Source organism: Thiohalophilus sp. (assembly GCF_034522235.1).
Classification (GTDB): Bacteria; Pseudomonadota; Gammaproteobacteria; order UBA6429; family Thiohalophilaceae; genus Thiohalophilus.
Genome location: NZ_JAXHLN010000003.1, coordinates 1,997,572 through 2,017,397, shown reverse-complemented (window position 1 = coordinate 2,017,397; position 19,826 = coordinate 1,997,572). Strand labels below are relative to the sequence as shown.

Genomic DNA, 19,826 nt, shown 5'->3' with positions numbered 1-19,826 from the left:
AGGCTGACATCGCATTGGCAAACGCCGCTGCTAGAATTCGTTTATCCATCAGGATGATACTGAATGGATTCGAAACCAGAGGGATGTTGCAGTATGAAACCTTACGCTTTCACGGAAAGCCGTCCATGGATGATCAATGAAGATCATCCGGAGCCGTCACCGGATGCTGATACCGAGCAGGAGGAAGATCCAGAAGTCAGCTATCCGCGCGAGTTGAACAAGCGGGGGCTGCTGGTGTCACTGGCTGTGTCGCTCGGGGTCGTGGCACTGCTGGTCATCGCTATCGTCTGAAACCGGCCCGGCTTCCAGCCGGGCCAGAAGCTGGCGGGTCGTGGTGTTGATGTCCAGGCTCGCCAGGGTCTGAGGCGCCACCCAGGCGGCGTCGAGCGCGTCGTCGTCGGCCTGCGGTTCGCCGCCGAGATACTCGGCGAGCAGATCCACGATCACATAGTGATAGCGCAGCTCGCCCTGGGCGTCCCGTTCGATCACATCAAAATAGAATATCGGCTCCCCGGCCCGGATAACGACGCCGGTTTCCTCTTTAATTTCCCGTTCCGCGGCCTGTTGCAGGGTTTCGCCGGCCCGTACCTTGCCGCCGGGGATGGCCCATTGACCGGTATTAGGGGCGGTGGCGCGTTGTACCAGTAACACGGCGGTGCCGCGCCGGACGATGGCGCCGACCGCCAGTTGGGGAAAGGACATAAAAATCTCTTTGCAGCGGCTGCTGCAAAGAGCTTATCAGATTTGTCGTAAGGGCAGGGTTGCCTACTCGGCCTGCCATTCCTGGTCCGGAAACAGTCGCGCCGCTTGGCGATGGTTACGCCGTAGCCACAGCACCAGCACGCCGGTAATACTCATCAGCAGACCGGAGACGAAGGACATGACTCCTCCTTCCAGCAACAACATGGCGGCGATGCCGACGCAGAGGTAGAAATAGGGCAGCAGTTCGTAAACGGGTTTGGGAATCATCGGCGATGCCTCGCTGGTTTCGTTCCTTGAAAGGCCGGCTGTTTACCGGGCGTATTGCCGAATCGGCACTCTTTTTAGCCTAGCACTGTTTCCCGGCAACGCCAGAGCGCGGCAGCTTTATTGACCCCGGCGATAAAACGGGTATGGTGTCAGCCCATGCAACTTGCCGATGCCAACGCCGAATCACTGCTGCTGGAGCTTTATCACGCCGGCCTGGGGGCGGTTGCCGGCGAGTCGGTGACCGCGCGTTATCTGCGTCAGCGGCCCTGGCAGCCGGAGAAGCCGGTGGCGCTGCTGGCCTGTGGCAAGGCGGCGCCGGCCATGGCCCGGGGCGCGGCGGCAGTCCTCGGCCAGCGGGTTGAACACGCTCTGCTGGTAACCAAACACGGTTACCGCGAGCCGGGCTTGCCCGCGCACTGGCAGTGCCTGGAAGCCGGCCACCCGCTGCCGGATGAGGCGAGTCTGCAGGCCGGTCAGCGGGTACTCGAATTTGTCGCGGCGTTGCCGGCCGACATGCCGCTATTGACGCTGATCTCCGGCGGCAGCTCGGCCCTGCTGGAAGTGTTGCCGCCGGGGGTGAGCCTGGCGGATCTGCGCCGGGTCAATGACTGGCTGCTGGGCAGCGGCGCTGATATTGCTGCCATGAACCGGGTGCGCAAGACGCTCTCCTGCATCAAGGGGGGCAAGCTGGCCGGCTATCCGGACGGGCGGCCGGTACTGAATCTGATGATTTCCGATGTCCCCGGGGATGATCCGGCGGTGATCGGCTCGGGATTGCTGACCTCCCAGGGGGCGGATGCGCCACTGCCGGAGCTGCCCGACTGGCTGGCGATGTTGCTGGCCAAACGGGCCGATTGTCCGCCGACGGCGGCCTCGACGTCGCTGATTGAACAGCAAATTATCGCCTGCAATCGGGATGCCTGTGAGGCTGCCGCTGAGGCGGCCCGGGCCCGCTCGCTGGCGGTGGAAGTCCATGATCCGCTGTATGCGCCACTCTCCGAGGTGACGGCGCAGCTGGCCGGGTTTTTGCGCACGGCAGCGCCCGGCGTGCATATCTGGGGCGGGGAACCGACCCTGAGCTTGCCCCCGTCGCCGGGCCGTGGCGGGCGTAATCAGCACCTGGCCCTGAGCCTGGCGCTGGCCTTGCAGGGGGAATCGGATATTACCGTATTGTGCGGGGCCACCGACGGCAGCGATGGCCCCGGTAATGATGCCGGTGCGATTATTGACGGCACTACCGTGCAACAGGCTATCGATTACCCGGCCGGCGCCGGCCGGGCCCTGGCGCGTGCCGACAGTGGGACATTTCTGGCCGAAGCCAGCGCACTGATCGACACCGGGCCGACCGGGACCAATGTTATGGATCTGGTTATCGCCATCAAAACAGGGCCGAGGGACGAGTAACGAGGGACGAGGCAACCTTAGCCCGGCTCTATTTTGGTTAGTTTTTCATCGCGTTATTCTTCCCTTTTGGGCAGGCTGTTACAATACTCGCCATGAACCACCCGGATACGCCTCGTAACTCGGCCCTCGTCCCTCGGCCCTCTGTTTTTGATGAAGCCGAGGCCTGTCTGCGTGTCCCGGATCCCGATACTAAACTGCAGCAGACACGGGCGGTATCGGCGGCCTGGCAGGCGGGGGCGTTAGGTTACGAAGCCGGTGACAAGAGTGTATTGCTCTCGGAGCCGGGGCGTCCGGCGCGACCCGAGCTGGTGGCGCCACGGGATCTGCCGGCCCGTAGTACGGCCAGTGACGTTGGCCGGGCGGCGCTGATCCATTCCATTTGCCATATCGAATTCAATGCCATTAACCTGGCCTGGGATGCGGTGTACCGGTTTCGTGAATTACCGAAGGCCTATTACACTGACTGGATCAAGGTCGCGCGCGAGGAGGCGTACCATTTCAGCCTGCTGCGCGATCATCTGCGTCATCTGGGTCACGATTACGGCGATTTTCCGGCGCACAACGGGTTGTGGGAAATGTGTCTGCAGACCGCCCATGATCCGCTGGTGCGCATGGCACTGGTGCCGCGGGTGCTGGAAGCGCGTGGCCTGGATGTGACGCCGGGTATCATGCGCAAGCTGGAGCAAAACGGCGATGATAACGCCGTGGATCTGTTACGCATTATCCAGCGCGACGAGGTAGGACACGTGGCCATCGGCTCACGCTGGTTTCGTTATTTGTGTGAACAGCGAGAACTTGAACCGGAAGCCACATTCCGGGAATTATTCAATCAATACATGCCGGGTGGTGGCCGGGGGCCACTGGACAGGGCTTCGCGCCTTGAGGCCGGCTTTTCCGAAGCAGAACTCGATTACATCGAAGGGGCAGGATGATGTTGCAGTACAAAGCAGTAATAACCGGTCTGGCCGCTCTGGCGTTGCTGGGCGGTTGTAACAACGCAGAACAGACGTCGCCGCAAAAACAGACGTCGGTCAAGATTGATTTTGTCGAATACGCAAAACATGCCGAGCCCTATCCGACCCGGTTGATTGTGACCAATAAGTTCATGCGCTTCGATGATGGGGAAGGTTCAACCAGTTTTATCCTGTTTAATCGCAACAGCAATACAATCTACAGCGTAAACGATGACGATCGCACGGTGATGTCATTGAAGAGCCAGGCGATTGAACTGGAACCGCCGATGGAACTTGAGCTGGAGGAGCACAATCTGGGGACTCTGGAAGATGCGCCGTCGATACAGGGCATGGAACCGCTGCATTACGAGTTCAGTGCTGACGGCGATGTCTGTTACAACGTGGTGGCCGTCAAGGGTTTGATGCCGGATGTGGTCGACGCCATGCAGGCGTTTACCGCCATCCTGGCCGATGACAGCAAGGTGACCTTCAACAATATCCCCGCCGATTTGCACGACGCCTGTGATATGTCGATGAGTACTTTTGCCGCCGGGCGGCATCTGAAACACGGTTTCCCGATCCAGGAGTGGAGCGTCGATGGCGATGGCCGCACGCTGGTCGATTATACTGAAGACTACGAACCGGATCCCGCGCTGTTTGAACTGCCACAGGATTACCGCCATTTTTCCGTTCAGGAGATGCGCGAGGGCAAAGTTACCGGCGGGGAACATTAAGCCAACGGACAAGCTTTTCACCACAGAGGTCACAGAGGATTCAATGAACAACAGACCATTGGATTATGCGAAACGTTCTGTCTGTTAAACGCTACTACAGAAGAAATCTTCTCTGTGCCCTCTGTGGTAAATAGTTGAGCGCTTAAAGGGGTAAACCTTCCAGAGAGCAGCCACTTTCATCACATACCAGTACGCTACCCTGTTCATACCAGTCACCCAGTACGATACGTCGTGCCGCCTGGCCGTCCAGTTCGAACTCATGGATGGCCGGGCGATGCGTATGGCCATGGATCATCTGTAACAGGTTGTGATGGCGCAGGGTCTGCGCTACGGCCTCGGGATTGACATCCATGATCGCCTCATCCTTGCTGCCGGTCTCGATCTGGCTGGTTTCACGATATTCTTTTGCCAGGGCCAGGCGCTGTTCGGGGGATTTGGCCAGCAGAGCTTTCTGCCACTGTGGATCACGCACCATGCGCCGAAACTCCTGGTAGGGGCGATCGTCGGTGCAGAGAATGTCGCCGTGCAGCAGCAAAGTCGGTGTGCCGTAGAGGTTGATGGTGCTCGGTTCAGGCAGCAGCGTTGCGCCGCTCTGCCGACAGAATTCCTCGCCCATGAGAAAATCCCGGTTGCCGTACATGACGTACAACGGGACCTGCCGGGAGAGCTGCTGCATGGCTTGCAGCGCCTCCTGGTACTCGGACAGGATCATGTCGTCCCCGAGCCAGACCTCGAACAGATCGCCGAGAATATACAGCGCCTGGGCCCGAGGCGCGCGGGTCTGCAGAAACTCGATGAACAGCCGGGTGATCGCCGGGCGTTCACCGCTGAGATGCAGATCCGAGATGAACAGGGTGGCCATGCCGGGCTTATTCGACTTCCACCCGCTCGATCACGATATCCTCTTTGGGCACATCCTGGTGATGACCGAAAGAGCCTGTATCGACCTTACGGATTTCATCCACCACATCCATGCCCTCGGTCACTTTGGCGAAGACACAATAGCCCCAGCCGTCCGGTGTTTCGGAGCGAAAGTTCAGAAAGTCGTTGTCGGAGACGTTGATGAAGAACTGTGATGAGGCGGAATGGGGATCCGGCGTACGCGCCATGGCCACGGTGCCGCGTTCGTTGGGCAGGCCGTTGTTGGCTTCATTCTGAATGGGAGCGTGACTTTTTTTCTCACGCATGCCCGGCTCCATGCCGCCACCCTGGACCATGAAACCGTCAATCACACGGTGGAAAATCGTTCCGTCGTAAAAGCCTTCCCGGGCATAGTTGAGGAAGTTTTCCACGGTCCCGGGGGCCTTCTCGGCATTGAGTTCCAGCACAATCGTGCCTTTGTTGGTATGCAACTTGACCATAAATCAGGTTCCTTTATTCGGAAGAGGCGGATTGCGCCGGGTTGAGCAGCGTAACCTGTTTAATGATGACCGGTGTGCGCGGAACGTCCTTGGGGAACGGACCGCCGGGACCGGTGGATGTGGCTTTAATCTTGTTTACCACGTCCATGCCCTTGATCACTTTGCCGAATACGGCGTAGCCCCAACCGCGCGGCGTCTTGGCGCTGTGGTCGAGAAAGTCGTTATCGGCCACATTAATAAAGAACTGGGCGGTGGCGGAATGCGGATCGGCCGTACGCGCCATGGCGAGGGTACCGGTTTTGTTTTTCAGCCCGTTATCCGCTTCGTTGATAATGGGGGGATGGGTTTGCTTGCGTTCGTAACCCGGGGTAAATCCGCCGCCCTGGATCATGAAGTCATCGATAACACGGTGAAAAAGGGTATTGTCGTAAAAATTTTCTTCCACATACTGGAGAAAATTGGCAACAGTTTTGGGGGCTTTTTCCGCGTTCAGCTCCAGGACGATGGTGCCCATGCTGGTTTGCATTTCAACCCGGGGTGTGGATTCCTGGCCAAAGGCGCTGAGCGGGATCAGCAACAATGACAGTTTGAGCCAGAGCAGGAGATGTTTCATAGACAAGCTTTCCATGGTTGTTGCACAAGTGCCTATGATAATCGGTTTGCCGGGCGGGTAAAAGGCCGAAAACGGTGGTCGAATTTTGTCTGGAGTGCTGAATTCCGGTACCCTACGCGCTGGCCGGGCGCATGAGGCCGGCGCCAGTGGAACGAGCGAGTCAAATGCTGCAAATTCATAACAATCTGAGCAAACGCAAGGAACCCTTCAAGCCGATCGATCCGGCCGATGTCCGGATGTATGTCTGTGGGATGACGGTGTATGACATGTGTCACATCGGTCATGCCCGGGTGATGGTGGTGTTCGATGTGGTTTATCGTTATCTGTGCGAAGTGTTCGGGAGCGACCATGTCACCTATGTGCGCAATATTACCGATATCGACGACAAGATCATCCAGCGCGCCAGGGAAAATGATGAAGGCATCGACAGTCTGACCGGGCGCTATATCGATGAGATGAACCGCGATGCCGAGGCGCTGGGGGTGCTGCATCCAAACCAGGAGCCGCGTGCCACCGGGCACATGCAGCAGATTATCGACATGATTGGCACCCTGGTGGACAAGGGGTACGCCTATGCCGCCGATAACGGCGATGTCTATTATGATGTCAGCCGGTTCGAGCATTATGGACGCCTTTCGGGCAAGCACATTGAGGATCTGCGCGCCGGCGAGCGTATTGCCGTGGATGAAGCCAAGCAGGATCCGCTCGATTTCGTGCTCTGGAAGGCGGCCAAGGCGGACGAGCCGGCCTGGGATTCACCCTGGGGCAAGGGGCGTCCCGGCTGGCATATCGAGTGTTCGGCTATGTCCACCCATTGCCTCGGTCACCATTTTGATATTCACGGCGGCGGACTGGATCTGCAGTTTCCCCATCACGAAAATGAAATTGCCCAGTCCGAGGCGGCAACCGGTGAGACCTTCGTCAATGTCTGGATGCACAACGGCTTTGTGCGCGTTGATGAAGAGAAAATGTCCAAGTCGCTGGGCAACTTTTTTACCATCCGCGATGTGTTGCAACAGTATGCGCCGGAAGTCCTGCGCTACTTTATTCTCTCCAGCCATTATCGCAGCCCGTTGAATTATTCGGATCAACATCTGGATAACGCCAAGGCGGCGCTGACCACCCTGTACACGGCTTTGCGGGGTTTCGACGATGTGGCGCCGGCGATCAGCGGCGATACGAGCTATGTGGAACGTTTTCGCGCGGCAATGGATGATGATTTCAATACACCCGAAGCGCAGGTCATCCTGTTCGAACTGGCCCATGAGATCAATAAACAGACTGATCCGGCTGCCGCGCGACAGGCGGTCGCTACCCTCAAGTATCTCGGTGCGCTGCTGGGCCTCCTGGAGCAGTCGCCGGAGGCCTTCTTGCAGGGCGAGAGTGCCGGCGAGGGCCCGGACAGCGCGGCCATCGAGGCACTGATCCAGCAGCGCACCGAGGCGCGGGCCAACAAGGACTGGGCGGAGAGTGACCGGATCCGGGATCTGTTGCGCGAACAGGGGGTGATCCTGGAAGATGGCCCCGGCGGCACCACCTGGCGACGTGTGTAAGTTTACGACGTCAACTCCGACAAATAGATCGAACCCGTGGTAAGGAGGTGACTGTGCATCAACATAAACTGCTCCTGTTCATAGGGCTGATGCTGTTATACAGTAATGCGACTTTCAGCCAGTCGCTCGGGGAAGACGAGACGCATATCCGGACGTGGAACCGCTTCGCGGATCAGACGCTGGCACTACACAACAAACTGATCGATGAACTGCCGGTAAAACGTGAAACCGACAGCGGGGGCTATGCGCACCTGCCGGATTTCTATCGGGAAGAGTCCTATTACCACAGCGGCAAGCTGATCAGCCGGGTGCAGTGGGAGAAGGAAACCGGTGACCTGCATGTCATCGAGGTCTTTATCCGCGATGATCAGGGCCGCGTCGTGCGCGATTATACCGCCGCCTACCTGCCCGAATACCATAACGCACCGACCCAGACCCTGGTGAGTTTCCATGCCTACAATAATGGTCTGCACGCATTTCGCAGCTTCGATGCCTCGGGAGATCTGAATGTGGAACGGTGTACCGGAACGCACGAGGGTGAGCCAGTAGAATTGCTGGTTGATTTGGGATCGGTTTTTGGAAGCGTCGAGGAAGATAGCGAATTGCAGCAAACCCCTGTTTACCGACGCTGCTTCGCAGGCCTGCCTGAGAAGCCGGGCAAGTACCTCGAGCCTCAGTAAGTGCCAGGAACCACGGCCTGAAATTGCATTAAAAATCGGCTAAATTCCCACCGAAGCACTGAATACACCGAACAATACTGATATCGATCCGAATCTGAATTCGACACAGAAGTAGGCCGGACATAGCAAAGCGGTGTCCGGCAATACAGATACCAGGTACTGCCCGAAGGGCATCAATGATCGTGGAAGTTATTACAGGCGTCGACCGTGTTCTGCAACAGCATCGCCACGGTCATGGGGCCGACCCCGCCGGGTACCGGGCTGATCCAGGCGGCGCGCTGGCTGGCGCTGGCAAAATCGACATCCCCGATCAGCTTGCCGTCCTCGGTGCGGTTGATACCCACATCGATCACGGTGGCCCCGGGTTTGATCCAGTCGCCGTCGACGACGCCCGGTTTTCCGACGGCCACCACCACAATCTCCGCCTCGCGCACTTTGTCTGCCAGATTTTGGGTAAAACGGTGGCAGACCGTCACCGTGGCGCCGGCCAGTAGCAGCTCCAGCGCCATCGGGCGGCCGACGTGGTTGGAGGCGCCGACGACCAGTGTGTCCTGGCCCTTGATCGGCTGGCCGGTGCTCTCCAGCATGGCGATCACCCCGCGCGGGGTGCACGGGCGCAGGACCGGCATGCGTACCGCCAGGCGCCCGATGTTGTAAGGGTGAAAGCCGTCCACATCCTTGTCGGGCTTGATGCGTTCGATGACAGTTTCCTGATCGATATGCGGGGGCAGGGGCATCTGGACCAGAATTCCGTCCACAACCGGATTGGCGTTCAGCTCATCGATCAGGGTCAGCAGTCGATCCTGTTCCGTATCGATGGGCAGGTCATAGGCATAGGAGTGGATCCCGGCTTCTTCGCAACCCTTGCGCTTGTTACGCACATAGACTTCCGAGGCCGGGTCATTTCCCAGCAGAATGACAGCCAGCCCGGGGGCCCGCTTCTCGACCTCCAGCCGGGCATCCACTTGCTGTTTTATCAACTGGCGCCGCTGTGCGGCGAGGGCCTTGCCATCGATAATCTGAGCTGTCATGCAAACCTGTCCGAATTCGGGTTTCTGGGATTTAAAACCCTGTTATGATCGCATGATAGCGGCGTAAGGCCAAGCATTCGGTGAAAATGACAGCAATTTCATTGACCTGCATTGCCCGGGTGCGTATTATCGCCGCCCTTACACGGGGAATAGCGCAGCCTGGTAGCGCGCCTGCTTTGGGAGCAGGATGTCGGGGGTTCAAATCCCTCTTCCCCGACCAGAATCAAGCTTTGCGCCCGTAGCTCATCCGGATAGAGCATCGGCCTTTAAGCCTCGTCTGAAATGACGAACCAGGAGCCTTTGCAGGGAAACCGAACCTGCAGAGTGGATCGCACTGTATCGGGGAAACCTTAACAGGTCAGGCTGATGGCAATCCCGAGGAAACCGGTGGTTCGCCCTCTGGGCAATGTGATAAAATCACCGGGATCCGTAGAGGCCATACGTGCGGCACCTGAGACGGTGAAGAGATGGTCCAGACCCCAAACGGAAGCGATTTCCGGCAGCGAAAGCTGTAGCGGGTAAGCTAAGCCGAGGGTAGCAGGTTCGAGTCCTGCCGGGCGCGCCAAATGCCCAAAGCAATGGGATGGAGGTCGCATATGACTTCATCGCGTGTTAGAGGTAAGGACGAGAACCTGCGTATAAATCAGGCAGGTTCGACAAATCGGCAGGGATAGCCGATTTGGACGTCGCGGAGCGACGCCCGCAGGGTGAGGGGCAGGAGCCCCGAGTCAGTCCTGCCGGGCGCGCCAAAATACCCGGGTTCTAGCGGCTAGTAACTAGAATCTAGATACTGTTGTTCTATGGTGGCTGTAGCTCAGTTGGTAGAGTGCAGGATTGTGGCTCCTGTTGTCGTGGGTTCGATTCCCATCAGCCACCCCATCTGACCCGCGGGCTGTCTTGTTCAAGACGGCCCGTTTTTTTCATATTCCTTCGCCTTCCTTGATACCTGAATAAGTATTCCGAATACCAGTACCGTTTAAAACCAAAGCGATCGAGCATTCGGAACACTTATTTAGGCAGACGTATCTGACAAATAACATGGGTAATTCCCCGTTCTGGAATAAACGATAATAATGTTTTTCTATTTGATCCGTGCATTGACACAGGACAGAAATCTGCTTCGCTTTAACGTGACAGGATGCACTGTTAAATCAGCCAGGAGGAGTGGAATATGAACTATCCGAGATTATTAAGCGTATTGGCATTTTGCCTGACTTTGTCGTTCTCCGTGCCCGTCAGCGCGCATGGCGGTTCGGGCATGGGCATGATGGGTCAGATGGATGACGATGATTATCAGAATCGTATGATGCAGCAACGCGGAATGATGGGTGGCATGGACATGATGGGCGGCCAGGGAATGATGGGTGGCATGGGCATGATGAATGGCCACGGCATGATGGGCGGTATGGGACCGATGATGCAGCTGGATCTTGATGACAGCCAGCGCGATACGATTCGCCAGATGCAGCGGGATATGCAAAAGCAAAACTGGGAGCGAATGGGCGAGATGATGGAGTTACGCCATCAGCTGCAGGATGTCATGCAGACGGAGAATCCCGACCCGGCTGCAGCAGGTAAAATCTACGACAAGATGGCTAAACTGCGTAAACAGATGTTTATGGACCGCCTGGAGGCCCGCAACAAGATGATGGGCAAACTGACCGATGAGCAGCGTGAGCAACTGCGCCAATACCGGGGGCGGGGGATGATGCTGGAGTAGTAGCCGGATCCCGGCTGCGGAAAGTGAGTAGGCCGGACTGAGTGCAGCGGTGTCCGGCAACCCGAGGAATGCCCGATACCGCTGTGCTTGATCGAGCCTACGGTTTTTCAGGCAGCGGGTTTTCTCACGTTGCTCCACCAGATCCGGCAGGCACCTTCGTCGGAGACCATGCACGGACCGATCGGATTGCGGGGGGTGCAGGCGGCGCCGTACAGTTTGCATTCGGTGGGATAGATCTTGCCCAGTACCACCCGCGCACAGTCGCAGCCCGGTGGCATCTCGCCGGCCCGCTTGCGGGCGTCATCCTGGTAGCCGGCGTATTTTTGCCGCGCATCATGTGCTTGATAGGCGTCTTTCAGACCAAAACCGGATAACGGAATGGTGCCGATCCCGCGCCAGTTGGCGTCGGTGACTTGCATGACGTTGTACAGGTGCTGTTTGGCGTGGCGGTTGCCCTGTTCGGTGACCAGTTCGGGATAGCAGTTATCCAGAAACGGCTTGTCCTCCAGTAACTGGCGCAGCGTCGAATAAAAGGCGGCCAGCAGGCTTTCGTTGTTGAAACCGGCCACGGCCGCCGGAATGTTGTGCTGTTCGACGACAAAGCGCCATTCTTCCGAGCCCATGACCGTGGCCACGTGGCCCGGTGCCACCAGGCAATCAAAACCGGGGTCTTCCGAGTTCAGCAGCATGGCCACCGCCGGCCAGGTCAGTCGCCCCGAAAGCAGTAACAGCAGATTGGCCGGCACGCCTTCGGCCAGCATCGCGGCGACCGGCGCGGTGGTGGTTTCAAAGCCGGCGGCAAAGAACACCACCTCTTTGTTGGGATGCTCTCTGGCGATCCGGACCACGTCGGTGGGCGAGGCTACCGGGCGAATATCGGCGCCGCGGGCCCGGGCCTGTTCCAGTGAGCGCGCTTCGCTTTTGCGGACATTGACCGGGACGCGCAACATATCGCCGAAGGCCAGCAGAATAACATTCTCGTTCAGGGCAATCTGGATGGCTTCATAGACATCTTCTTCGGGGCAAACGCAGACCGGACAACCGGGACCGGGAATCAATTCGATGTTGTCGGGCAGGGCGCTGCGCAGGCCGGCCTGGGTGATCGAACGCTCGTGCCCGCCGCAGACATTCATGATGCGCATTTTCTTCGGCAAGGGCAGTTGCCGGATCTGTTGCAGCCATTGTCGCGCGTCGAGGCTCATCAGCGGTTGTCGACCTCAGGGATGGCCCGCTTCGCCGGTGTGCCACCGGGCACCGTCCGACTGGATTTTGGGCAAGACCGTTTCGCCCTGTTCAAGCCGCTGGCGGTGGGAGGCAATGGCATCATCCAGCCAGTCGAACCACGCTTCCAGGCCCTGTTGCCGGGTGGCCGACAGTGACAGCATGGGCGCCGGATTGGCCAGTTGCCGCAGGCACTGTTCGGCCTTTTGCGGTTCAAAATCATCCAGTACCGCGAGCAGATCGGTCTTGGTCAACAGCATCAGATCGGCGGCGCGAAACATGATCGGGTACTTGGCTGGCTTGTCGTCGCCTTCGGTCACCGAAAGCAGGGTGATGTTGTGGTGATGGCCCAGATCGAAACTGGCGGGGCAGACCAGGTTGCCGACGTTTTCGATAAATACCAGATCATAATCGGCCAGGTTCAGCCGGTGCAGGGCATCGTGCACCATGTGGGCATCCAGGTGACAGGCGCTGCCGGTGGCGATCTGGATCGCCGTGACGCCTCTGGCGCGGATGCGCTCGGCATCGTTCTCGGTTTCCAGGTCCCCTTCGATGACCGCAATGCGGTAACGGCCGGCGAGGGCGTCGATGGTGGCTTCGAGCAGGGCGGTCTTGCCGCTGCCGGGGGAGGACATCAGGTTGATGGCCAGCACCCCGTGTTGATCAAAGTGCTGACGATTGTGCAGGGCCTGGTGATCGTTTTCCGACAACAGGCTTTGCAGTACCGTCACCGCTGACTTGCCGTCGGCGGTTTTTTCCAGCTTGCCGGCCGGCTGCAGCAGATGCCGGTTACCGTTTGTTACATTGCAGCCGCAGGTATCACACATATCGCCTCCTTTTGGAAAAGTTCTAAAGCTAAACCACCAAGACACCAAGACACCAAGATTTAAACAAACATAAAGATATTTTTATGTCGGGCTTTTATATAAATTTTTCTTGGTGCCTTTGTGTCCTGGTGGTGAGTATTGTTTTGTTAACCATTAACAGTCTGTTCATCGGTCGGTCGGTCCAGTTCCAGGCTCGCCAGTAACATTTCATCGCCGCTGAGCAGGCGCGTTTGCCAGTGACCGCATTGTCCGCAAATCAGTTGATTGGCCGCGGCTGCCTCGGATTCGGCGCCACATTGCCGGCATTCCAGACGAATGGGTAGCAGTTCAATATCCAGCGTCGCGGTTTCGGCAATACTGCCCGCCACGGCGATGGGAAAGGCCTGTTGCAGCAACTGCGGCTCGACCCCCGACAGGGGACCGATCTTAAGACTCACCCGGTGCACACGACTGGCATGGTGCTGCCGGGCCGTCAGTTCGATCTGGCCGAGCAGGCTCTGGCAGACCGACAGTTCATGCATCGTTCTGCACCGCCTCGGCGGCGAGGATTTCGTCGAACAGCTCCCAGCTGGAACGGGCATCCTGTTCGCTGATCTTCTGAATCGCGTAGCCCACGTGCACCATCACATAATCGCCGGGCTTGACCGCGTCATCCTGCAGCATGAACAGGCTGACATCCCGTTCCACGCCTTTGGCTTCGCAACGGGCGTTAAAACCGTTGATTTCCACAATCTGCATCGGAATGCCCAGGCACATGGGCTACTGGTCCCGGCGCTTGCGCGCGGCCCGGCGAGCGACAAGGCTTTTCAGCATCAACATCGCGAACACGCCGGCCCCGAGTATCATCAGAAGATGATCCGGCTGGCTGAGCAGGTGCAACAGGCCTTGTGTAAAAGACATGCTGTGGTCGGCCGCGGGGTGAGCAACTCCGTAATTGGCGAATAACAGTCCGCCACTGGATAACAAACCTGTAGTGAGAATACGTGACATGGTTTACTCTCCTTCCTGTCAGACGACTTTGATCTTGACCAGCTCGTCTCCCTCAGTATCGGTCACATGTACGGCACAGGCAATACAGGGATCGAAGCTGTGGATGGTGCGCAATCCGCAGGGCGTGCCCGGCTAACAGATTCGCGGCAGGGGATCGTCCTCCAGTTCCTCGAGCATGCGCTCACCACCCAGTTCGGTTTCCAGCACCACGCCGGGGTCGTCGCGACTCAGCTGCCCGATAATGGCGGCCTGCTCACCGCCGGGAAGCGGCTGCCAGGCATCCAGTAAAGCCTGAGCCTGTTCATTGGGGATAACGGCAACGATGCGCCCTTCACAGGCCAGATAATAGGGATCGTAGCCGAGCATCTCGCAGACCGATCGGACCGGTTCGCGGACCGGAATGCGGGACTCCTGGACCCGTATTCCCAGTCCGGTGGCGCGCTGGATCTCATGCAGTACCGTCGCCAGCCCGCCACGGGTGGGATCGCGCATATAACGCAGGCCGCCCAGTTCGGTGGCGGCCTGCGCCAGGGGCAGGACACTGGCCGCATCGGAACGGACCTCGCCGCGCAGACCGAACTGTTCGCGGGCCAGCATCACGGCAATCCCGTGGTCCCCGACCGGCCCGCTGACGAGGATCGTGTCTTCCGGCTGGATACGGGACATACCCAGTTGTAACGAACGCGTTCGCAGACCGACGCCGGTGGTGGCAAAATAGACGCCGCTGCCTTCGCCGCGCGGCACCACCTTGGTATCGCCGCAGGCGATGCGCACGTCGGCGTCACGGGCGGCACCGGCCAGGCTGTTGAGCAGGCGTTGCAATAACGCCACCTCGAGCCCTTCTTCGATAAACAGGTTCAAGGTCAGGTAATGGGGAATCGCGCCGCTGACCGCCAGATCGTTGATCGTACCGTGTACTGCCAGCGACCCGATATTGCCGCCCGGGAATTCCAGCGGCTTGACCGTAAAGCCGTCGGTGGTGATGAGTAATTCGGCATCGTCACATGCCATGTCGATACCGGCCGCATCATTTTCAAAATCCAGCAGCCGATTGCCGAGACAGCCAGCAATCAATTCTTCGATCAACTCGCGCATCAGCCGGCCGCCATTGCCATGGGCGAGGGAAATGTGCGTGTCAGTCAGCTTGCTCATGGAATTGAATTTTTCACCGCAGAGACGAAAACATAATTTTGAATTTTGAATTTTGAATTTTGAATTTTGAGTTAAATCTGGATACAGGGGTTCAATTCAAAATTCAGCATTCAAAACTCAAAATTACCTTGCCGCCTCTGCGGTGAAATCGTTTTTAATCTTTAGTCCGCTTGAAGCCGGGCCCGGGCTTCGATGATCTGACCGTAACACAAACCGGCATCGTTGACCGGCACCTGTTGCGGCAGATAGACGCGAAAGCCGGCCTGTCGACACTGTTGCAGGACCAGTTCACAGAGTAACCGGTTCTGGAACACTCCACCCGACAGACCGATCGCGAAATCGCCATGTTGTTGCTGAATCCGCCAGGCCTGATCGAGCAGGGTATGGGCCAGGGTCGCGTGAAAGGCCCGGGCGCGATCCGCCGTCGGGATACTCTCGTCCAGCAACAGAGGAATCAGCGGTGTCATGTCACTGCGCCAGAGCGCACCGTCCCACACCTGCGGTAGCTGAATTCCGTCATGTTGACCCTGCCAGGCCAGTTGTTCCAGCCACATGGGCGCCTGGCCTTCGAAACTGGCCGTCTGGCAAAGCCCGAGCAGGGCGGCGGCTGCGTCGAACAGCCGCCCAACAGCTGTCGTCCGGGGTGTGTTGAGTCCTTTTTGCCAGGCGCGATACAGCAAGGCCGTGTCGGCGGGCGCCGCCGACCAGTCGGTGTCGGATTGCCAGCACAATCCCAGGGCCGTGCGCCAGGGTTCTCGCGCCGCTTTGTCGCCACCGGGGAGACTGAAGGGGGACCAGCTGGCAAGCCGTTGCCATTGGCCGGGTTGCCCGAGCAGGGCTTCACCGCCCCACAACGTGCCGTCCGGCCCCAGTCCGACACCATCCCAGGTAAAGACCAGCCAGGTCGACTCCTGCGGAAATTCGCCACTCAATTGGGCCGCATGGGCATGGTGATGCCAGATCGGACAGAGCGGCAATCCCTGTTGTTCGGCCCAGTGATGGCTGTAATAACCGGGGTGCTGATCGCAGCTTAAGACCGTCGGCCGAATACCATAGAGCTGCTGCAGATCGGCGATGACCTGCGCATAAGTTTGTCGACCGCGCGGCGAATCGAGATCGCCGATATGCGGTGAAATGACAATCCGCTGATCCCAGGCCAGCGCAATGGTGGTTTTCATCTGTCCGCCGCAGGCGAGTAACGGCTGACTGAGTGGTTGGGGCAGTTCCAGCTCCAGTGGCGCGGTACCGCGTCCCAGGCGCAAGTGACGTGGTTGCCGATCGATGACGCGGATCAACGGGTCATCGGCCGGGCGCACGATGGGACGATTGTGATGCAGACGATAAGGAGTGACGGTGGCAAGCCGGCGGTTGACTTCGGCGGCATCGGTCAGTACCGGTTCGCCGCTCAGGTTGGCGGAGGTTGCCACCAGTGGTTTGCCGAATCGGCTTAGCAACAGGTAGTGCAGCGGACTATAGGGGAGCATAGCGCCGATCTCCTGCATACCGGGAGCCAATTCCCCGGGCAGGGTGCAGTCAGGGCGTTTTGTGATCAGCACAATGGGGCGTGCGGGCGAACGCAATAGTCTGCCCGCTGTTTCATCCAGTTGTAATTCCAGGCGTACTGCCTCCAGCTCGTCGGGCCCCCGGGCCGGAAACATCACGGCCAGCGGTTTATGCGGGCGTTGTTTGCGTTGACGCAACTGTGTGACGGCTTGTGCGTTGGTGGCGTCACAACAGAGGTGATAACCGCCGATACCTTTAATTAAAATAATGTCACCCAGCTCTAACAGTTCCAGAACCGGTTTGACAGGGTCGGTGATGGTTTGAATTGCCTGGCCGTTATCAAATTGCAGTTGCGGTCCGCAATCGGGGCAGGCAACAGGTTCGGCATGAAAACGGCGTTGTGCCGGATCACTATATTCGGCCTGACAGGCCGGGCAGAGCGGGAATTCCGCCATTGCGGTGTTGGCCCGATCGTAAGGCCACTGTCGAATCAGGGTGTAACGCGGTCCGCAAACCGAACAGTTGATGAACGGATAGTTGTAGCGGCGGTTGGTTGGATCGTTGAGTTCGCGCAAACAGTCGGGACAAAGAAAATAATCGGGAGGAACATGGATGTCCGTTGCGGACGTAGTCTGCGACGCGAGTATGGAAAAACTGTTTTCATCAACAAGTGTCAGCTTCGTATCCTGGCTAATTACGGGGCAGGCGGTGACAGGCGGGTTGGTCTGAAGTTCCTGGATAAAGGCGCCGATGTCCTGGTCGTTACCCTGGACTTGAAGTTGCACGCTGTCGCCGGTATTTCTGACCCAGCCCCCGAGTTGCAGGCGCCGGGCGAGTTGATAGACAAAGGGACGAAACCCGACGCCCTGCACCCTTCCGCTGATAATAAGTTCCCGTCGCTCTGGCATAGGTGGTAAGCCCGAAATTGTCGCCTCGTCATCGAGACCGGTAAACGGTATAATGCATCAAGCCACGTGACAGTGCTTGCGGGTGAAGATTATCCGGAATCGACTCCCATGTCATAATAAGCGTTCTGTTGATACTGTAAAGCCTGTATTGTTGTACCGCTACCGGCGGGTCGTAACCTTCGCATTAACCGGAGCTGACTGGATATATGGATCTGTTGAATAACCTGTTGTTGATTGCGGCCCTGCTGTTGTTCGGCAGTATCGTGATCAGTTCTGTTTCAGCCCGGGTCGGTGCGCCCTTGCTGCTGATCTTTCTGGTTATCGGCATGCTGGCCGGCGAGGAAGGGCCGGGCAATCTGGTATTCGACGATGTCGGCACAGCTTATTTAATCGGTTCGGTGGCGCTTGGCATTATTCTGCTGAACGGCGGCCTGCACACCAAGGTAGAAAGTTTTCGGGTCGGACTGCGACCGGCATTGAGTCTGGCTACTGTCGGCGTATTGATCACCAGCGCACTGGTTGGTTTCGCGGCAACCTGGATTTTTGAATTGCACTGGATGCAGGGGATGTTGCTGGGCGCAATTATCGGCTCCACGGATGCGGCGGCGGTCTTCTCCCTGTTGCACGCCCGGGGTATGAATATCGAGCGGCGGGTGGGTGCCACCCTGGAGATCGAATCGGGCAGCAATGATCCGATGGCGATTTTTCTGACCATCATGTTGATTGAGGTAATCCAGAGCCAGGAGCCGTTGCTGAGCTGGAATACCTTGTTAATGTTCACTATTCAGATGGGGATCGGTGCAGTGGCAGGTGTGTTGGGGGCACGCCTGCTCGGCTTCATGATTAACCACCTGAGTCTGGCCAATGGTCTGTACCCCCTGTTGGTGACCAGTGGCGGCCTGCTGGTGTTCGCCCTTGCCAACAGCCTGGGCGGCAGCGGTTTTCTGGCGATTTATCTGCTGGGGGTGGTGCTCGGTAATCGCAAGCTGCATGCCGGCCAGAATATTCTGCGTGTGCATGACGGGCTGGCCTGGCTGAGCCAGATCGGTATGTTTTTGATTCTGGGACTGCTGGTAACGCCATCGGCGCTGTATTCGGTGGCCTGGCATGCCCTGCTGGTGGCGCTGATCCTGATCTTTGTGGCCCGCCCGCTGGCAGTATTGTTGTGTCTTCTGCCGTTTCGTTTTGCCTGGCGTGAACAGGTTTATATCGCCTGGGTCGGTCTGCGCGGAGCCGTACCGATTATTCTGGCGCTGTTTCCGTTACTGGCCGGACTGGAGCAGGCCGAGCTCTATTTCAATGTCGCCTTTTTCGTGGTCCTGGTCTCGCTGTTACTGCAGGGCTGGACCGTGGCACCTGTGGCACGCTGGTTGCACCTGGATATTCCGCCCGGCCCGGAACCTGTTATGCAAATCGATACCCTGATCCCCGGCCATCCTGAATGCGAAATTCTGGTTTATCATCTTGGTCGCAACAGTCCGTTGCGGCATCGTTCACCGGATTATTTTATTTTGCCGGGAACAGCCCGCCTGACCTCTATAATACGTGGCGGTATTTCCTATGATGCACATAATATAAGCCGTTTTGAAGTCGATGACTATTTGCATATTCTGGCGGCCAGTGATGAGGTCGATCAGATTAACCGGTTGTTTACGACGCTGGAATACGCAGCAGATCACCAGTTTTTTGGCGATTTTATTCTCGACCCTCAAGCCAGGCTTTGCGATCTGTCGACGGCCTATGGTGTTTCCGTGCCGGAACGATGCGATACAATGACTGTAGGAGAGTATTTGACACAACAATTTCGCAACAAGCCTGTAGTCGGCGATCGGGCGCGTCTTGACAAGGTTGAACTCGTAGTGCTGGAAATCGAACAGGGTGAGATTGTCAAAGTCGGCTTGAAAATCTCATAATCCTTCTGTTGAAAGATATTCAGGCGGTAGCCAGTCCCGAGCGGATGCGTTGATAAATTGTCGTAGTCGACCATGTTGAGAAATCACGAGCACTGGGCTGCCGGCATAAAACTTGATAAACAACCCCCGGTTGTGGTTCAATTCGGCGCTTGTGGGGCCGTTAGCTCAGTTGGTAGAGCAGGGGACTCTTAATCCCTTGGTCGTAGGTTCGAATCCTACACGGCCCACCAGTTTCCAGGCCGATTTCCCCGCAAACCGCACGGATTACACCTTCAGCCCCGGTCTCTGTATAAT

At 57.9% G+C, this 19,826-nt stretch carries 21 protein-coding genes, 3 tRNA genes and 1 pseudogene; 11 read left to right on the top strand and 14 right to left on the bottom strand.

Annotated elements, in window-relative coordinates; translation table 11 throughout:
* The first annotated feature begins 93 nt into the window (after positions 1–93).
* Complete coding sequence (locus U5J94_RS12840; RefSeq protein WP_322566019.1) at positions 94–291, top strand: hypothetical protein; 198 nt, start codon at positions 94–96, stop codon at positions 289–291.
* On the opposite strand, the gene U5J94_RS12835 is transcribed toward U5J94_RS12840, so the two are convergent.
* On the bottom strand, positions 238–702 hold the full coding sequence (locus tag U5J94_RS12835; RefSeq protein ID WP_322566018.1) for an NUDIX hydrolase: 465 nt from the start codon (positions 700–702) through the stop codon (positions 238–240). The genes U5J94_RS12840 and U5J94_RS12835 overlap by 54 nt on opposite strands.
* A 63-nt stretch (positions 703–765) precedes the next feature.
* Positions 766–969: a hypothetical protein gene (locus tag U5J94_RS12830; RefSeq protein ID WP_322566017.1), complete on the bottom strand. Its 204-nt coding sequence runs from the start codon at positions 967–969 to the stop codon at positions 766–768.
* Between the two features lie 156 nt (positions 970–1,125).
* Between U5J94_RS12830 and U5J94_RS12825 the strand changes: the two genes are divergently transcribed.
* From U5J94_RS12825 to U5J94_RS12815, 3 genes are all read left to right on the top strand, one after another.
* Positions 1,126–2,373, top strand: a complete 1,248-nt coding sequence (locus U5J94_RS12825; protein WP_322566016.1) for a glycerate kinase type-2 family protein — start codon at positions 1,126–1,128, stop codon at positions 2,371–2,373.
* 92 nt (positions 2,374–2,465) lie between these two features.
* Positions 2,466–3,305: a ferritin-like domain-containing protein gene (locus U5J94_RS12820; protein WP_322566015.1), complete on the top strand. Its 840-nt coding sequence runs from the start codon at positions 2,466–2,468 to the stop codon at positions 3,303–3,305.
* Positions 3,305–4,060: a hypothetical protein gene (locus tag U5J94_RS12815; RefSeq protein ID WP_322566014.1), complete on the top strand. Its 756-nt coding sequence runs from the start codon at positions 3,305–3,307 to the stop codon at positions 4,058–4,060. The genes U5J94_RS12820 and U5J94_RS12815 overlap by 1 nt, the downstream gene beginning before the upstream one ends.
* 142 nt (positions 4,061–4,202) lie before the next feature.
* Here U5J94_RS12815 and U5J94_RS12810 read toward each other — a convergent pair whose 3' ends face one another.
* Genes U5J94_RS12810 through U5J94_RS12800 form a run of 3 tightly spaced genes read right to left on the bottom strand, consistent with a single transcriptional unit; the run spans position 4,203 to position 6,034 of the window.
* Positions 4,203–4,922, bottom strand: a complete 720-nt coding sequence (locus U5J94_RS12810; RefSeq protein WP_322566013.1) for a UDP-2,3-diacylglucosamine diphosphatase — start codon at positions 4,920–4,922, stop codon at positions 4,203–4,205.
* A 7-nt stretch (positions 4,923–4,929) separates the two neighbouring features.
* Positions 4,930–5,421, bottom strand: coding sequence for a peptidylprolyl isomerase (locus U5J94_RS12805; protein WP_322566012.1), 492 nt, complete (start codon positions 5,419–5,421; stop codon positions 4,930–4,932).
* Positions 5,422–5,434: 13 nt separating this feature from the next.
* Positions 5,435–6,034 (bottom strand): peptidylprolyl isomerase, encoded by a 600-nt coding sequence (locus U5J94_RS12800; RefSeq protein WP_416224179.1) that lies wholly within the window; start codon positions 6,032–6,034, stop codon positions 5,435–5,437.
* A gap of 164 nt (positions 6,035–6,198) precedes the next feature.
* Between U5J94_RS12800 and cysS the strand changes: the two genes are divergently transcribed.
* Both cysS and U5J94_RS12790 read left to right on the top strand, forming a co-directional pair.
* Positions 6,199–7,587, top strand: a complete 1,389-nt coding sequence (cysS, locus tag U5J94_RS12795) for a cysteine--tRNA ligase (protein ID WP_322566011.1) — start codon at positions 6,199–6,201, stop codon at positions 7,585–7,587.
* 53 nt (positions 7,588–7,640) lie between these two features.
* Positions 7,641–8,267, top strand: a complete 627-nt coding sequence (locus U5J94_RS12790; RefSeq protein WP_322566010.1) for a hypothetical protein — start codon at positions 7,641–7,643, stop codon at positions 8,265–8,267.
* Between the two features lie 173 nt (positions 8,268–8,440).
* Here the strand turns inward: U5J94_RS12790 and folD are convergent, their stop codons facing one another.
* The gene (folD, locus tag U5J94_RS12785; protein WP_322566009.1) at positions 8,441–9,298 is read right to left on the bottom strand and encodes a bifunctional methylenetetrahydrofolate dehydrogenase/methenyltetrahydrofolate cyclohydrolase FolD; all 858 of its coding nucleotides are present in this window, start codon (positions 9,296–9,298) and stop codon (positions 8,441–8,443) included.
* 143 nt (positions 9,299–9,441) lie between these two features.
* Here folD and U5J94_RS12780 point away from each other — a divergent pair.
* The 3 genes from U5J94_RS12780 (at position 9,442) to U5J94_RS12770 (ending at position 11,018) form a co-directional block, all read left to right on the top strand.
* Positions 9,442–9,518: transfer RNA gene (locus tag U5J94_RS12780), tRNA-Pro, on the top strand.
* 583 nt (positions 9,519–10,101) lie between these two features.
* Positions 10,102–10,177: transfer RNA gene (locus U5J94_RS12775), tRNA-His, on the top strand.
* 292 nt (positions 10,178–10,469) lie between these two features.
* Entirely contained in the window at positions 10,470–11,018 is a 549-nt protein-coding gene (locus U5J94_RS12770) for a Spy/CpxP family protein refolding chaperone (protein WP_322566008.1), read from the top strand.
* Positions 11,019–11,125: 107 nt separating this feature from the next.
* Here U5J94_RS12770 and hypD read toward each other — a convergent pair whose 3' ends face one another.
* The 8 genes and pseudogenes from hypD to hypF all read right to left on the bottom strand — a co-directional run bounded on the left by hypD (position 11,126) and on the right by hypF (position 17,619).
* Positions 11,126–12,220 (bottom strand): hydrogenase formation protein HypD, encoded by a 1,095-nt coding sequence (gene hypD, locus U5J94_RS12765; protein ID WP_322566007.1) that lies wholly within the window; start codon positions 12,218–12,220, stop codon positions 11,126–11,128.
* 15 nt (positions 12,221–12,235) lie between these two features.
* Positions 12,236–13,066 (bottom strand): hydrogenase nickel incorporation protein HypB, encoded by an 831-nt coding sequence (gene hypB / locus U5J94_RS12760; RefSeq protein WP_322566006.1) that lies wholly within the window; start codon positions 13,064–13,066, stop codon positions 12,236–12,238.
* 146 nt (positions 13,067–13,212) lie between these two features.
* Positions 13,213–13,587 (bottom strand): hydrogenase maturation nickel metallochaperone HypA, encoded by a 375-nt coding sequence (hypA, locus tag U5J94_RS12755; protein ID WP_322566005.1) that lies wholly within the window; start codon positions 13,585–13,587, stop codon positions 13,213–13,215.
* On the bottom strand, positions 13,580–13,822 hold the full coding sequence (locus U5J94_RS12750; protein ID WP_322566004.1) for a HypC/HybG/HupF family hydrogenase formation chaperone: 243 nt from the start codon (positions 13,820–13,822) through the stop codon (positions 13,580–13,582). The genes hypA and U5J94_RS12750 overlap by 8 nt, the downstream gene beginning before the upstream one ends.
* A gap of 3 nt (positions 13,823–13,825) precedes the next feature.
* Complete coding sequence (locus tag U5J94_RS12745) at positions 13,826–14,056, bottom strand: HupE/UreJ family protein (RefSeq protein ID WP_322566003.1); 231 nt, start codon at positions 14,054–14,056, stop codon at positions 13,826–13,828.
* Between the two features lie 18 nt (positions 14,057–14,074).
* Positions 14,075–14,170 (bottom strand): annotated as a pseudogene (locus U5J94_RS15360) (nickel-dependent hydrogenase large subunit); the annotation flags it as partial.
* A gap of 18 nt (positions 14,171–14,188) precedes the next feature.
* Entirely contained in the window at positions 14,189–15,199 is a 1,011-nt protein-coding gene (gene hypE, locus U5J94_RS12740) for a hydrogenase expression/formation protein HypE (RefSeq protein WP_416224225.1), read from the bottom strand.
* 170 nt (positions 15,200–15,369) lie between these two features.
* Positions 15,370–17,619: a carbamoyltransferase HypF gene (gene hypF, locus U5J94_RS12735; RefSeq protein ID WP_322566001.1), complete on the bottom strand. Its 2,250-nt coding sequence runs from the start codon at positions 17,617–17,619 to the stop codon at positions 15,370–15,372.
* Between the two features lie 206 nt (positions 17,620–17,825).
* Here hypF and U5J94_RS12730 point away from each other — a divergent pair, with 206 nt between their 5' ends.
* On the top strand, positions 17,826–19,532 hold the full coding sequence (locus U5J94_RS12730; RefSeq protein ID WP_322566000.1) for a potassium/proton antiporter: 1,707 nt from the start codon (positions 17,826–17,828) through the stop codon (positions 19,530–19,532).
* 154 nt (positions 19,533–19,686) lie between these two features.
* Positions 19,687–19,762: transfer RNA gene (locus U5J94_RS12725), tRNA-Lys, on the top strand.
* Positions 19,763–19,826 lie beyond the last annotated feature (64 nt).